The sequence below is a fragment of the Pseudomonas extremorientalis genome (genome assembly GCF_024584605.1).
Taxonomy (GTDB): domain Bacteria; phylum Pseudomonadota; class Gammaproteobacteria; order Pseudomonadales; family Pseudomonadaceae; genus Aquipseudomonas; species Aquipseudomonas extremorientalis.
Genome location: NZ_CP089519.1, coordinates 6,189,087 through 6,203,751 on the forward strand (window position 1 = coordinate 6,189,087; position 14,665 = coordinate 6,203,751).

The following is a 14,665-nucleotide window of genomic DNA, read 5'->3' on the forward strand; positions in this document are numbered from 1 at the left end:
CACGGCGCGGGGTCACAGCCAACGGCAGGAGTTCACACTTTGCCGAGCATAGACGCCCTCGCCGATCGCTTATCGGCCTACCTCGGCCCAGACCAGGTCAACCTGGTCCGCCGAGCGTATTTCTACGCCGAACAAGCCCACGACGGCCAACGCCGCCGTAGCGGCGAGGCGTATGTCACCCATCCCCTTGCGGTGGCAAACATTCTTGCCGACATGCACATGGACCATCAGAGCCTGATGGCCGCGATGCTGCATGACGTGATCGAAGACACCGGCATCGCCAAGGAAGCGCTCAGCGCGCAATTCGGCGAAACCGTGGCCGAACTGGTCGACGGGGTCAGCAAACTGACCCAGATGAACTTCGAGACCAAGGCCGAGGCCCAGGCGGAAAACTTCCAGAAGATGGCCATGGCCATGGCCCGCGATATTCGCGTGATCCTGGTCAAACTGGCCGACCGGCTGCACAACATGCGCACGCTGGAAGTGCTGTCCGGCGAAAAACGCCGGCGCATTGCCAAGGAAACCCTGGAAATCTACGCGCCCATCGCCAACCGGTTGGGCATGCACGCCATACGTATCGAGTTCGAAGACCTCGGCTTCAAGGCCATGCACCCGATGCGTTCGGCGCGCATCTACCAGGCAGTCAAGCGCGCCCGGGGCAACCGCAAGGAAATCGTCAACAAGATCGAAGAGTCGCTGAGCCATTGCCTGGCGATCGATGAGATCGAAGGCGAGGTCAGCGGCCGGCAAAAGCATATCTACGGCATCTACAAGAAGATGCGCGGCAAGCGCCGTGCCTTCAACGAAATCATGGACGTTTACGCGTTCCGGATCATCGTCGACAAGGTCGACACCTGCTACCGCGTGCTGGGCGCTGTACATAATTTGTACAAACCCCTGCCGGGCCGTTTCAAGGATTACATCGCGATTCCCAAGGCCAACGGCTATCAGTCGCTGCATACCACGCTGTTTGGCATGCACGGGGTGCCGATCGAGATCCAGATCCGCACACGCGAAATGGAAGAGATGGCCAACAACGGCATCGCCGCCCACTGGCTGTACAAGTCCAGCGGCGACGAGCAGCCCAAGGGCACTCACGCCCGCGCCCGCCAATGGGTCAAAGGCGTGCTGGAAATGCAGCAACGCGCCGGCAACTCCCTCGAATTTATCGAAAGCGTGAAGATCGACCTGTTCCCGGACGAGGTCTACGTGTTCACGCCCAAAGGCCGGATCATGGAGCTGCCCAAGGGCTCCACGGCGGTCGACTTTGCCTATGCGGTGCACACCGATGTGGGCAACAGCTGCATCGCCTGCCGGATCAATCGTCGTCTCGCACCGCTGTCCGAACCGCTGCAAAGTGGCTCCACGGTCGAGATCGTCAGCGCCCCGGGCGCACGCCCGAACCCCGCGTGGCTCAACTTCGTGGTCACCGGCAAGGCGCGCACGCACATCCGTCACGCGCTGAAACTGCAGCGCCGCTCCGAGTCCATCAGCCTGGGCGAACGCCTGCTGAACAAGGTGCTCAACGGTTTCGACAGCGCTCTCGACAAGATCCCGCAGGAACGCGTGCAAGCGATGCTCCACGAGTACCGCCAGGAAACCATCGAAGACCTGCTGGAAGATATCGGCCTGGGCAACCGTATGGCCTATGTAGTCGCCCGCCGCCTGCTCGGCGAAGGCGAACAGTTGCCAAGCCCGGAAGGCCCGCTGGCGATTCGCGGCACCGAGGGCCTGGTGCTCAGCTACGCCAAGTGCTGCACGCCGATCCCGGGCGACCCGATTGTCGGCCACTTGTCCGCAGGCAAAGGCATGGTGGTGCACCTGGACAACTGCCGCAACATCACCGAAATCCGCCACAACCCGGAAAAATGCATCCAGCTCTCGTGGGCCAAGGATGTCACCGGCGAATTCAACGTCGAGTTGCGGGTGGAGCTGGAACACCAGCGCGGCCTGATCGCCCTGCTCGCCAGCAGCGTCAACGCAGCCGACGGCAATATCGAAAAAATCAGCATGGACGAGCGCGATGGCCGCATCAGCGTGGTCCAGTTGGTGGTCAGCGTACACGACCGCGTGCACCTGGCCCGCGTGATCAAGAAACTGCGAGCCTTGACCGGTGTGATCCGCATCACTCGCATGCGCGCCTAACCCACATTACAAGGAGTCATTCATGACCAAGACCGTTATCACCAGCGATAAAGCCCCTGCCGCCATCGGCACTTACTCCCAGGCGATCAAGGCGGGCAACACCGTCTACATGTCCGGCCAGATCCCGCTGGACCCGAAGACCATGGAACTGGTGGAAGGCTTCGAAGCACAGACCGTACAGGTCTTCGAAAACCTCAAGTCGGTGGCTGAAGCAGCCGGTGGTTCGTTCAAGGACATCGTCAAGCTGAACATCTTCCTCACCGACCTGAGCCACTTCGCCAAGGTCAACGAGATCATGGGCAAGTACTTCGAACAGCCGTACCCAGCCCGCGCCGCCATCGGCGTTGCCGCCCTGCCAAAGGGTGCACAGGTCGAGATGGACGCGATCCTGGTCATCGAGTAAAACACCCGGCGCAGCCCCCACAGGCTGCGCCGACTTCGTTTCAGAAGGATTTCATGATGCGCAAAGCGCTTGTAGCCTCATCAATGCTCGCCCTGTTGCTCGGCGGCTGTGCCAGTAACCCTGCCGACAGGGATGTGAGCGGCACCTGGATTAACCAGGTCGCCATCGATGCGGCAGCCAAGGGCGGCCCTTTGCGTGAAGCCCTGCAGAGTTTTGGCCCGAACCTCGAGTGGGAGGTCAATACCAAGGCTTCACAGGCCCGCTACTACAACGGTTTTGAAGTAGCGGAAGGCAAGTTGCTGGGTGAACAGTCCGGCGCTTGGAGCGTGGATTTCTACGGCAGCTCCGCCACCGAACTCAAGCGCAAAGGCAAGCAACTGCTGCAAGTGGCCAACGACAACGAGCCCGAACAGCTGTTTGCCCGCGCCAAAGACCCGGCCCCGGAGGGTGCACCTTTGGGTGCCAACTTCGAGCGAGCGCTGTACGCGGCCTACCTGGGCGGCGACTGGAAGATCAGCGACGGCTTCGGCAGCGGCGCCATCGTGCAGTTCCAGGCTGACGGCAAGGTCGCCGGCCTGCCCAATGTGGACCGGTATTCGCTGTGCCTGGCCGGTGATTGCGCCTCAATGAGCGGCGGCTACGACAGCATCTGGCTGCAGCTCAACGGCCAGGGCAACCCGTGGATCTTTACCCGCAAAGGCAAACAGCTGGAAATCTTCCAGGCGATCAACACCGCGCAGGCGGATGAAGTGCCCTCGTTCACACCAGGCCCACGCCAATGGCTGCTTGAAAAGCAATAAGCAACCAAACATAGATCCAAATGTGGGAGGGGGCTTGCCCCCTCCCAAATTTTGAGTTTCAGCCTTTGAGAATTGCTGCGTAGCCTTCGCGGAAGGTCGGGTAAGTCGGCGTCCAACCCAGCGCCTTCACCCGGGCATTGCTGCACTGCTTGCTGCCCGCTCGCCGCACACTCGCATCCTCAGCCCACTCAGTCACACCCAGGTATTCGCGCAACCAGCCCACCACTTCGGCCAGTGGAGCAGGTGCATCGTCGACACCGATGTAGACCTTGTCCAGCGAGCCGCCCTCTTCCACATGGCGCAACAAAAAGGCGAGTAGCCCCGCCGCGTCGTCCGCATGAATGCGATTGCCATATAAAGGTGGATCGATTGCCACGCGATAGCCTTGGCGCACCTGGGTCAGCAGCCATTCGCGACCAGGGCCATAGATGCCGGTAAGCCGTACGACACTCGCCGGAATGCCGCTATTGAGCGCCACTTGCTCGGCTTCCAGCATCACCTGCCCGGAATACCCCTTCGCTTGAGTCTCCGACGTTTCGTCGACCCACTCGCCATTCTGCTGCCCGTAGACGCTGCTGCTGGATACGAACAGCAGATGCTTGGGTTCCTGGCCGTAGTCACTCAGCCACTCCAGCACATGTTTCAGCCCTTCTACATAAGCGGTGCGGTAGCCCGCCTCGTCGTGGTCCGTCGCAGCCGCGCAGTACACCAGGTAATCCACCCCGCCAATCGGCCAGGTGTCGGGGCAATCTTTTTTGAACAGGTCACCGGCAATGCCGATCACGCCGTCGGGAAGCCGCGAAATATCACGGCGCAGGCCATATACCTCCCATTCCGAGGCAAGCAATTGGCTGGCCAGCCGGCTCCCCACATCGCCACATCCGGCAATCACAACAGAAGGCGCTGACATCACAAAACTCCGCACAGAAAGGTCTAGGTTAGCCTTCGCAGATGACAGACGGCCAGAAAAAGCACAAATAAAGTTACTGTATTACTTCTGTTAACAAGAATTACTTGCAATAATAACCACCCATTTGTCCTCGACCCCTGGGTCTGGAAGGACGATCACTCATTTTTTTACTCAGGTCCGGCCAGCATGACACGTAATACAACCCCCGCTTCGCCAACCAAGCTTCACAGCCCATCCCGCGCCTGGCGCGCGATCGCTGCGCTGCTGTTCAGCGTACTGCTGGCACCGACCGCCGCCTTCGCTGATGCCACCGCGCCAGCCACCCCCGCGGCTGCCGAGCACAACACCGCGGCACCTGCAGCACCTGCCGCAGCACCCGCTGCCACCGACCCGGCCCAGGCGGCTGATCCTGCCGCCGCCGACGACACCGGCGCAGTGCTGGAAGAAGACAACACCCTGGGCATGGCCCACGACCTGTCGCCCTGGGGCATGTATCAGAACGCTGACGTGGTGGTAAAAGCCGTGATGATCGGCCTGGCCATCGCCTCAATCATCACCTGGACCATCTGGATCGCCAAAGGCTTCGAGCTGCTGGGCGCCAAACGCCGCCTGCGTGCCGAAATCGTCCACCTGAAAAAAGCCGCCACCCTCAAGGAAGCGAGCGAAAGCGCGACCAAGAAAGGCACCCTGGCCAACACTCTGGTGCACGACGCGCTGGAAGAAATGCGCCTGTCGGCCAACACCCGCGAAAAAGAAGGCATCAAGGAACGTGTGGCCTTCCGCCTGGAGCGCCTGGTGGCAGCCTGCGGTCGTAACATGAGCAGCGGCACCGGCGTGCTGGCGACCATCGGTTCTACCGCGCCCTTCGTCGGTCTGTTCGGTACCGTGTGGGGCATCATGAACAGCTTCATCGGCATCGCCAAAACCCAGACCACCAACCTCGCCGTCGTTGCCCCAGGCATCGCCGAAGCCCTGCTGGCCACCGCCCTGGGCCTGGTTGCCGCGATTCCTGCGGTGGTGATCTACAACGTCTTTGCCCGTTCGATTGCCGGCTACAAGGCCCAGGTATCGGACGCGTCGGCGGAAGTCCTGCTGCTGGTCAGCCGCGACCTCGATCACCTGCCTACCGAGCGCAGCTCGCAACCGCACATGGTGAAAGTGGGGTAATCGGCCATGGGCCTGCATTTGAATCAAGGCGACGACGAACTCGTCGAGAACCACGAAATCAACGTCACGCCGTTTATCGACGTGATGCTGGTGCTGCTGATCATCTTCATGGTGGCGGCACCGCTGGCCACCGTGGACATCAAGGTCGACCTGCCCGCGTCCAGCGCCAAGCCAGCGCCACGGCCGGAGAAACCGATCTTCCTCAGCGTCAAGGCGGACCAACGCCTGTTCCTGGGTGAAGAAGAAGTCAAGGCTGAAACCCTGGGGCCGGTGCTCGACGCCAAGACCCAGGGCAAGAAGGACACGACGATCTTCTTCCAGGCTGACAAAGGCGTGGACTACGGCGACCTGATGAGCGTGATGGATGCCCTGCGGGCAGCCGGCTACCTCAAGGTAGGCCTGGTCGGACTCGAGACGGCAGCCAAGAAATGATCACGACGCGCCACAAACTGACGCGTTATGGCACCAGCCTCGCCGTCGTACTGGGCGTGCATGCCATCGCGATCGCTATCGCGCTTCACTGGTCGGCGCCGCGCACGGTGCAGTTGCCACCGGCTGCCATGGTCATCGACCTGGCACCGATGCCAGCCCCACCGCCGCCGGCACCGCCCAAGGTGGTCACGCCGCCGCAACCGCCTGCACCGGTGGAAGAGCTGCCCCTGCCGAAACTGGCCGAGGCACCCAAGCCGACGATCCAGGTGCCCAAGCCGGTCAAGCCCAAGCCCAAACCGCAGCCGCCCAAGCCGGTGGAGAAGAAAATCGAGCCGCCCAAGGAGAAACCTTCCGAGGATCCGCCGAGCGACGCTCCGCCGACCCAGGCACCGGCTGAAAAATCAGCCCAGCCCGTTCCTGGCCCATCGCCGCAACAGATCGCCGCCAAAGCGTCCTGGGAAGGCACCCTGCTGGCTCACCTGCAGAAGTACAAGAAGTACCCGCCAGGTGCCCAGGCACGTGGCAAGGAAGGCCTCAACCGCCTGAAGTTCGTGGTGGATGCCGAGGGTAACGTGCTGTCCTACGAGTTGGTGGGCCGCTCCGGCAACGCCGACCTGGACCGCGCCACGCTGGACATGATCCGGCGTGCCCAGCCGCTGCCAAAGCCGCCGGCAGACATGCTCAAGGGTGGCAGTATCGAGATCGTTGCACCGTTCGTGTACAACATCGAGAAACGTCGTCGCTGAGCCGCTCCCAATGGGCACCCTCGGGTGCCCATTGCATTTCCCCTCCCCCGTATTTCAAGCCTTGCAGACCCGCAAGCTGAACCGTGACTGAATGTGAAACCAATGTCATGGTTCTTCACTTGTAACACTTCAATACACCACCAATCATGCGCGAACAATTCTCATTTGAGAGGCCTTTCGCCATGTCCTGCCCTCCCCGCCTGACGCTTGCCCTGCTCGCAATCGCTGGCGCCCCCTGCGCAGCCCATGCGGATCAACTGGTAAGCCTGACCGTGCAGAACCATACCTTCACGCCGGCCAGCTTCACCGTGCCGGCCGGCGAGCGCTTTCGCATCCAGCTCACCAATAACGACGACACCGTCGACGAATTTGAAAGCTACGACATGAAGTTCGAAAAGATCGTCGTGCCGGGCAACACCATTACCGTCTTCGCCGGCCCAATGCATCCAGGCACCTACAGCTTTTTCGACGACTACCATCCCGACCAGGCCAAAGGCACCGTCACCGTCGTCGCGGCCAAGGAGTAAGTCATGCTGGCCTGTCTGCTGATCGTGTTTCGTGAGGTGCTGGAAGCCGGCATCGTCATCGGTATCGTCATGGCCGCCACCCAGGGGCTGGCGCGGCGCAGTACCTACATCATCGGCGGCATCGCTGCCGGTGTTGGCGGCGCGGCGATCCTCGCGCTGTTCACCGGCGCCATCACCCAGGCCCTGGACGGTTTCGGCCAGGAAATCTTCAACGCCGCCATCCTTATCGTCGCGGTGTGCATGCTCGGCTGGCACAACCTGTGGATGAGCAGCCATGGCCGCGAACTCGCCACTCAACTGCGCGAAAGCGGCGCCGCGGTGCAACGCGGCGAGAAGACCCTGTGGGCACTGGCCATCGTGATCACCGTTGCCGTGCTGCGCGAAGGCTCGGAAATCGTGCTGTTCCTGTATGGCATCGCTGCATCCACCCACACCGAACCCCTGACGATGCTCATCGGCGGCGTGCTCGGGATTGCCGGCGGCGGCGTGCTGTCGTGGCTGCTGTATCGCGGGCTGGTGGTGATCAGCCTCAAGCGTCTGTTCTCGGTCACCACCTGGATGATCGCCGTACTCGCGGCGGGAATGGCCGGCCGCGCCGCCGCGATCCTGGCCGGTATCAACCTGATCCCGGCCTGGGGCTACGAGTTGTGGGACACCTCCTGGCTGGTGTCCGACGCAAGCCTCACCGGTCGGGCGCTGCAAGCGCTGACCGGCTACACCGACCGCCCCCTGGGCGTTCAACTGTTTGCCTGGGTGACCACCCTTACCCTGTTGGTACTGGGTAGCCGCCTTGTGCAGTCGCGCACCACTCAACTGTCGTCACCCACCCTGGAGCGTCACCCATGAAACACCTGCACAAACCTGTGGCCGCTGCATTGGTCCTGACCAGCACCCTGGCTTTTTCTGCCTTCAGCCAAGCCCGTGAATACCCCATCGGCGGCCCGGTCCAGACCCACGACATGGAAATCGCCTCCTCGTACCTCACCGGAATCGAGATGGCGCCAATGCCACCGGGCATGGTCATGGACAAGGACTCGGTGCACCTTGAAACCGATGTGCATGCCACCGCCGACAACAAGTACGGACTGTCCAACGGTGAGTGGGTGCCTTACCTGAGCATCTCCTATTCCCTGGTCAAGGAAGGCGCTCCTGACTACAAGCAAATCGGCACGCTCCTGCCGATGGTCGCCAAAGACGGCGCCCACTATGCGAACAACGTGAAGATGGACGGCCCTGGCACCTATACCGTGGTGCTGCGCTACGAGAGCCCGCAGATCAATGGCTTCTTCCACCACGTCGACAAAGAAACCGGCGTACCCGAATGGTGGGGCCCGTTCACCGAGACCTTCACCTTCAAATACCCGCAGAAATAACCGGCAAAACACCTGCGGCACCCGATTAGCCGGTGTCGCAAACCCCATCGTGTCTGATAACGTGCGTCTATCGATTGCAGCCGGTATGCTTGGCCCGCAACCTCATGGACGCCCGCTATGACTCTTACAGAATTGCGCTACATCGTTACCCTCGCCCAAGAGCAGCACTTCGGCCACGCCGCCGAGCGTTGCCATGTCAGCCAACCGACGCTGTCGGTGGGCGTGAAAAAGCTTGAAGACGAACTCGGTGTGCTGATTTTCGAGCGCAGCAAGAGCGCCGTGCGCCTCACGCCGGTGGGCGAAGGCATTGTGGCCCAGGCCCAGAAGGTACTGGAGCAGGCGCAGAGCATTCGCGAACTGGCCCAGGCCGGCAAGAACCAGCTGACCGCGCCGCTCAAGGTCGGCGCCATCTACACCGTCGGCCCGTACCTGTTCCCGCACCTGATCCCGCAACTGCACCGCGTCGCGCCGCAGATGCCGCTGTATATCGAAGAAAACTTCACCCACGTGCTGCGCGACAAACTGCGCAACGGCGAGCTGGACGCGATCATCATTGCCCTGCCGTTCAATGAAGCCGACGTGCTGACCCTGCCGCTCTACGACGAGCCGTTCTACGTGCTCATGCCGGCCTCGCACCCGTGGACACAGAAAGACACCATCGACGCCGGCCTGCTCAACGACAAGAGCCTGCTGCTGCTCGGCGAAGGCCACTGTTTCCGCGACCAGGTCCTGGAAGCCTGCCCGACCCTGACCAAGGGCAATGACGGTGCCAAGCACACCACCGTGGAATCCAGCTCCCTGGAAACCATCCGTCACATGGTCGCGTCCGGCCTGGGCATTTCGATCCTGCCGCTGTCGGCGGTGGACAGCCATCACTACGCCCCCGGCGTGATCGAAGTACGCCCACTCACGCCGCCGGTGCCGTTCCGCACTGTGGCGATCGCCTGGCGCGCCAGCTTCCCACGGCCCAAAGCGATTGAGATCCTCGCCGACTCGATCCGCCTGTGTTCGGTCGCCAAGCCGACTGCCGCGAGCTAAGCCAGGGTATGACTGAGCTGTCGCAGGTGTCGGTGACGGCACTCAAGGGTGTCGGTGAAGCCATGGCCGAGAAGCTGGCCAAGGTGGGCCTGGAGAACCTCCAGGACGTGCTGTTCCACCTGCCCCTGCGCTATCAGGACCGCACCCGCGTAGTGCCCATCGGCCAGTTGCGCCCTGGGCAGGACGCAGTGGTCGAAGGCACCGTCAGCGGTGCCGATGTGGTGATGGGCAAGCGCCGCAGTCTGGTCGTACGCCTGCAGGATGGCACTGGCGGCCTGAGCCTGCGCTTCTACCATTTCAGCAACGCGCAGAAGGAAGGCCTCAAGCGCGGCACCCGCGTGCGCTGCTACGGCGAAGCGCGACCCGGCGCATCCGGCCTTGAGATCTATCACCCGGAATACCGCGCCATTACCGGTGACGAACCGCCGCCGGTCGACACCACGCTCACGCCGATCTACCCGCTCACCGAAGGCCTGACCCAGCAACGCCTGCGCCAACTGTGCATGCAGACGCTGACCATGCTCGGCCCGAAAAGCCTGCCTGATTGGCTGCCCCAGGAACTGGCCCGCGACTATCAACTGGCGCCGCTGGACGATGCGATCCGCTACCTGCATCACCCGCCTGCCGACGCCGATGTCGACGAACTGGCACTCGGTCATCACTGGGCCCAGCATCGCCTGGCCTTCGAAGAACTGCTGACCCATCAACTGTCCCAGCAACGCCTGCGCGAGAGCATGCGCTCCCTGCGTGCACCGGCAATGCCCAAGGCCACGCGCTTGCCTGCGCAGTACCTGGCCAACCTGGGTTTTGCGCCGACCGGTGCCCAGCAACGCGTCGGCAATGAAATCGCCTATGACCTGAGCCAGCAGGAGCCCATGCTGCGGCTGATCCAGGGCGATGTGGGCGCAGGCAAGACCGTGGTCGCCGCCCTCGCCGCCCTGCAAGCGCTGGAGGCCGGCTACCAGGTGGCGCTGATGGCGCCCACCGAGATCCTCGCCGAGCAGCATTTCATCACGTTCAAGCGCTGGCTCGAACCGCTGGGCCTGGAAGTCGCGTGGCTGGCCGGCAAGCTCAAGGGCAAGAACCGCGCGGCGGCACTGGAACAGATTGCCGGCGGCGCACCGATGGTGGTGGGCACCCACGCGCTGTTCCAGGACGAAGTGCAGTTCAAGAACCTGGCCCTGGTGATCATCGACGAGCAGCACCGCTTCGGCGTGCAACAGCGCCTGGCCCTGCGCCAGAAAGGCGTCGGCGGGCGGATGAACCCGCACCAGTTGATCATGACCGCCACACCGATCCCGCGCACCCTGGCCATGAGCGCCTACGCCGACCTCGACACCTCCATCCTCGACGAACTGCCGCCTGGCCGTACGCCGGTCAATACCGTGCTGGTCACCGACACCCGGCGTGTGGAAGTGATCGAACGCGTACGCGGCGCCTGTGCCGAAGGGCGCCAGGCGTACTGGGTGTGCACGCTGATCGAAGAGTCCGAAGAGCTGACCTGCCAGGCCGCCGAAACCACCTATGAAGACCTCACCAGCGCCTTGGGCGAACTCAAGGTCGGCCTGATCCACGGGCGCATGAAGCCGGCTGAAAAAGCCGCAGTCATGGCCGAATTCAAAGCTGGCAACCTGCAACTGTTGGTGGCCACTACCGTGATCGAAGTCGGCGTGGACGTGCCCAACGCCAGCCTGATGATCATCGAAAACCCCGAGCGCCTGGGCCTGGCGCAACTCCACCAGTTGCGTGGCCGGGTGGGCCGGGGCAGCGCCGCCAGCCATTGCGTGCTGCTCTACCACCCGCCGCTGTCACAGATCGGTCGCCAGCGCCTGGGCATCATGCGCGAAACCAACGACGGGTTTGTCATCGCCGAAAAGGACCTGGAACTGCGCGGTCCCGGCGAAATGCTCGGCACGCGCCAGACCGGCCTGCTGCAATTCAAGGTCGCCGACCTGATGCGCGACGCCGATCTGCTGCCTGCCGTGCGCGATGCCGCACAGGCACTGCTGGAGCGCTGGCCGGACCACGTCAGCCCGCTGCTCAATCGCTGGCTCAGGCACGGACAGCAATACGGCCAAGTGTGACGCCTGACGCACTTAAGCGACCAACAGTTGTATCAAGCTGGTTATACTTCGGTGACTGTAAGAAATTGGATCAGGCCATGTCAGAAGTTGCCCTCGCCACAGCCCCACTGACCGCCCCGCCGGTCATTCGGGCTCTGCTCGCAAAACTCGCCATCCCCTACACGGAAGTCGCCGACCTCCCGGGCCTGAATCCTGCGCAGAAGGTCCAGGCAGTGCTGCTGGAAGATGCGGTAGGCGCCCTGATGGTGCTGTTCCCGCAGAACCAGTTGCTCGACCTCAACCGCCTCGCCGAACTCACCGGCCGCCGCCTGACCGCTGTGTCGCCGGATCGCGTCAAGCGCATGCTCGACAAACATGACCTGAGCCTGCTGCCAGGTTTACCACCCCTTACCAGCTCGCCCTGCCTGTACGAAGGCAGCCTGCTCAACGAGCCGAGCCTGCTGGTGCATTCGGGTGAAGCAGGCCTGTTGCTGGAGATTCCCAGCGACGCCTTCAAGACGATGCTCACCAAGGCCAGCGCCGGACACTTCGGCGAGCCGTTGAGCAATATCCGCCCCAACCTCGACCGCCCCAACGATGACCGCGAGGAAATCACCCAGGCAATGCAGGCGTTCACCGCCCGCCGTATCCAGCAACGCCTGGAAGCGACCATCGAGATTCCACCGCTGGCCGATACCGCACAGAAGATCATCAAGCTGCGCGTCGACCCAAACGCCACCATCGACGACATCACCGGCGTGGTCGAGACCGACCCGGCCCTGGCCGCCCAAGTGGTGAGCTGGGCCGCGTCGCCGTACTACGCCTCGCCGGGCAAGATTCGTTCAGTGGAAGACGCCATCGTGCGTGTGCTGGGCTTCGACCTGGTGATCAACCTGGCGCTGGGCCTGGCCCTGGGCAAGACCCTGAGCCTGCCCAAGGACCACCCGCACCAGTCGACGCCGTACTGACACCAGTCGATCTACACCGCCGCCGTGATCGAAGGCCTGACCCGCGCCATGCCCCGCGCACAGCGCCCGGAAGCCGGCCTCACCTACCTCGCCGGCCTGCTGCACAACTTCGGTTATCTGCTGCTGGCCCACGTGTTCCCGCCGCACTTCTCGCTGATCTGCCGTCACCTGGAGGTCAACCCGCACCTGTGCCACAGCTATGTCGAGCAACACCTGCTGGGCATCAGCCGCGAGCAGATCGGTGCCTGGCTGATGCGCTACTGGGACATGCCGGACGAACTGTCCACCGCCCTGCGCTTCCAGCACGACCCGACCTACGACGGGCAATACGCCGAGTACCCGAACCTGGTGAGCCTGGCGGTGCGCCTGTTGCGAAGCCGAGGCATTGGCTCCGGGCCGGATGAAACGATTCCGGATGCGCTGCTGGAGCGCCTGGGCTTGAGCCGTGACAAGGCTGAAGAAGTGGTGGGTAAAGTGCTGGATGCTGAAGTGCTGTTGCGCGAACTGGCCTCGCAGTTCAGCCAGGGCTGAATCGGTCGCCTGTCAGACCGCTATCGGGGGCAAGCCCCCTCCCACACTTGAAATGCATGCCCATGTGGGAGGGGGCTTGCCCCCGATGAATCCACCACGCTCTATTTCTTTTTCTTCGGCTTCAAGTACTTGGTCAACCCCTGGAACCAGATCACCAGCGCCGGGTTGCCCTTGATCTGGATCGACTTGTCCTGAATCCCCGTCATGAACGCCAGCTGCTTGTTCTTCGCCTGCATCGTGGCGAAGCCATAGGCGGCGTCTTTGAACGCAATGGCAAACGCCGGCGCCGGGTGAACACCCGAGCGGCTGGTGATGCGCTGGTCTTTGACGATGAAGTGACGGGCTACCTTGCCGTCGAGGGTCTGCAACTGGAACGCCAGGTCTTTATCGCCCAACTGTTGCTGGAAGACAGGATTGGTGCGGCTGGCTTTGCCCATCATCAGGCCCAGCACCCACAGGAGAAGACGGAATTTCATGCACACGGCCTCGGTGTAATTATTGAGTGGCCGCAGCAGTTTAACGATTTGCAAAAAGAACGCCACCGATCTTGCGCATTAGCGGAAGATCGGCTGGCGTTTGACGCTTATAGCAGCATGTTACTTAAACGTTTGGGCAAGGAACCGGCGCCCAGTCGGCCAGGTTCGGATCGCGGCAGCTGCCTTCGAGCTGAGCTTTACCGGCGCTGGCGACCTGCTTGCTTTCAGCTTGCTTGACCTGGGCAGTCTGGAAGGTCTTCTCGGTGCTCACCGCTTCTGTGGGTACGGTTGGCAGAACCGGCTTTTTCGGCGGCTTGGTGCCTGTGCCTTTCTTCTTGCCCGATGTCACAACAGGTGTTGTGTCGGCCTTGGCCACGGTGACCACGTCAGTACGCTGTACGCCAACCTGTTGCAGGTCTTTCTCGTAGGCCTGGGTGTAGTTGTTCAGGTCTTCGGCGGCTTTACCGTTGACCGCAACGATCAGGTCATTGGATTCCTTCAGGCCCGAGACGATTTCCGCCAGGCGCTTGCGGCCTTCGGTGTCGTTGACGGTCTTGGCTTTGCGATCAGCCACCAACTTGGTGAACGCGCTCTGGTAGCACTGCTGGGACGCCTTGGCGTACGCCGTGCTGCGGTCGATGTCGGAGACGCTTTTGTTCACATCAGCCGCATACGAGGCAATACGCTGGTTGTCATCGGCGATCTGCTTCTGACGCTCGGTGTAGTAACCCGCTGCACCGCCGGCCAGGGCGCCGCCCGCAGCACCGATGGCCGCATTACGGCCACGTTTTTCCTTGTCGCCGGTCAGGGCGCCGAGCAGGGCACCGCCGGCAGCGCCGATGGCCGCACCGGTCACGACCGACTTGGTCATGTTCGAGTCGGTGGCGCGCAAGTGCTGCACGGGCTCATAGCAGTTGGGGTAGTACTCGACCTTGGTGCTCGACGCGACCTTGGAGGCCGGCGATGTGGCGCAACCGGTCAGCACAGTGCTGAAGCCAGCCGCGATCAGCAGCAAGTGACGCTTGGAAACCGCCTTACGGGAAAAAAGCATAGGTGTGTTCTCTTTTAAGTTTGACTTGCCCAGCA

14 protein-coding genes and 1 pseudogene are annotated in these 14,665 nt (G+C 62.4%); 12 read left to right on the plus strand and 3 right to left on the minus strand.

Annotation, left to right across the window (positions count from 1 at the left end; genetic code table 11):
• Positions 1-39 precede the first annotated feature (39 nt).
• Genes spoT through LUU92_RS28230 form a run of 3 tightly spaced genes read left to right on the plus strand, consistent with a single transcriptional unit; the run spans position 40 to position 3,348 of the window.
• A complete protein-coding gene (spoT, locus tag LUU92_RS28220; protein WP_058424246.1) occupies positions 40-2,145 on the plus strand; it encodes a bifunctional GTP diphosphokinase/guanosine-3',5'-bis pyrophosphate 3'-pyrophosphohydrolase in 2,106 nt (701 codons plus the stop codon).
• 22 nt (positions 2,146-2,167) lie between these two features.
• Positions 2,168-2,548 (plus strand): deaminase RidA, encoded by a 381-nt coding sequence (gene ridA / locus LUU92_RS28225; RefSeq protein ID WP_003176922.1) that lies wholly within the window; start codon positions 2,168-2,170, stop codon positions 2,546-2,548.
• Positions 2,549-2,604: 56 nt separating this feature from the next.
• Complete coding sequence (locus tag LUU92_RS28230; RefSeq protein ID WP_058424247.1) at positions 2,605-3,348, plus strand: hypothetical protein; 744 nt, start codon at positions 2,605-2,607, stop codon at positions 3,346-3,348.
• Between the two features lie 58 nt (positions 3,349-3,406).
• Here the strand turns inward: LUU92_RS28230 and LUU92_RS28235 are convergent, their stop codons facing one another.
• On the minus strand, positions 3,407-4,258 hold the full coding sequence (locus LUU92_RS28235; RefSeq protein ID WP_257102940.1) for an SDR family oxidoreductase: 852 nt from the start codon (positions 4,256-4,258) through the stop codon (positions 3,407-3,409).
• Between the two features lie 186 nt (positions 4,259-4,444).
• Here LUU92_RS28235 and exbB point away from each other — a divergent pair, with 186 nt between their 5' ends.
• From exbB to LUU92_RS28280, 9 genes and pseudogenes are all read left to right on the plus strand, one after another.
• Positions 4,445-5,425, plus strand: a complete 981-nt coding sequence (exbB, locus tag LUU92_RS28240) for a tonB-system energizer ExbB (protein ID WP_071488078.1) — start codon at positions 4,445-4,447, stop codon at positions 5,423-5,425.
• Positions 5,426-5,431: 6 nt separating this feature from the next.
• The gene (exbD, locus tag LUU92_RS28245; RefSeq protein WP_003195519.1) at positions 5,432-5,857 is read left to right on the plus strand and encodes a TonB system transport protein ExbD; all 426 of its coding nucleotides are present in this window, start codon (positions 5,432-5,434) and stop codon (positions 5,855-5,857) included.
• Positions 5,854-6,603, plus strand: a complete 750-nt coding sequence (locus tag LUU92_RS28250; RefSeq protein WP_071488079.1) for a TonB family protein — start codon at positions 5,854-5,856, stop codon at positions 6,601-6,603. The genes exbD and LUU92_RS28250 overlap by 4 nt, the downstream gene beginning before the upstream one ends.
• Positions 6,604-6,785: 182 nt before the next feature.
• Entirely contained in the window at positions 6,786-7,130 is a 345-nt protein-coding gene (locus LUU92_RS28255) for a cupredoxin domain-containing protein (protein ID WP_071488080.1), read from the plus strand.
• A gap of 3 nt (positions 7,131-7,133) precedes the next feature.
• The gene (locus tag LUU92_RS28260) at positions 7,134-7,976 is read left to right on the plus strand and encodes an FTR1 family iron permease (RefSeq protein WP_071488081.1); all 843 of its coding nucleotides are present in this window, start codon (positions 7,134-7,136) and stop codon (positions 7,974-7,976) included.
• Entirely contained in the window at positions 7,973-8,503 is a 531-nt protein-coding gene (locus tag LUU92_RS28265; RefSeq protein WP_071488082.1) for an iron transporter, read from the plus strand. Before LUU92_RS28260 ends, LUU92_RS28265 begins: the two co-directional genes overlap by 4 nt.
• A 117-nt stretch (positions 8,504-8,620) precedes the next feature.
• Positions 8,621-9,541, plus strand: a complete 921-nt coding sequence (locus LUU92_RS28270) for a hydrogen peroxide-inducible genes activator (protein WP_016975936.1) — start codon at positions 8,621-8,623, stop codon at positions 9,539-9,541.
• A gap of 8 nt (positions 9,542-9,549) precedes the next feature.
• Positions 9,550-11,625, plus strand: a complete 2,076-nt coding sequence (gene recG, locus LUU92_RS28275) for an ATP-dependent DNA helicase RecG (RefSeq protein ID WP_058424461.1) — start codon at positions 9,550-9,552, stop codon at positions 11,623-11,625.
• 77 nt (positions 11,626-11,702) lie between these two features.
• Positions 11,703-13,103: pseudogene (locus LUU92_RS28280) on the plus strand (aminoacyl-tRNA deacylase and HDOD domain-containing protein).
• A gap of 101 nt (positions 13,104-13,204) precedes the next feature.
• Here the strand turns inward: LUU92_RS28280 and LUU92_RS28285 are convergent.
• On the minus strand, positions 13,205-13,579 hold the full coding sequence (locus LUU92_RS28285; protein WP_071488106.1) for a helicase: 375 nt from the start codon (positions 13,577-13,579) through the stop codon (positions 13,205-13,207).
• A 124-nt stretch (positions 13,580-13,703) separates the two neighbouring features.
• On the minus strand, positions 13,704-14,630 hold the full coding sequence (gene tagQ / locus LUU92_RS28290; protein WP_071488084.1) for a type VI secretion system-associated lipoprotein TagQ: 927 nt from the start codon (positions 14,628-14,630) through the stop codon (positions 13,704-13,706).
• Positions 14,631-14,665 lie beyond the last annotated feature (35 nt).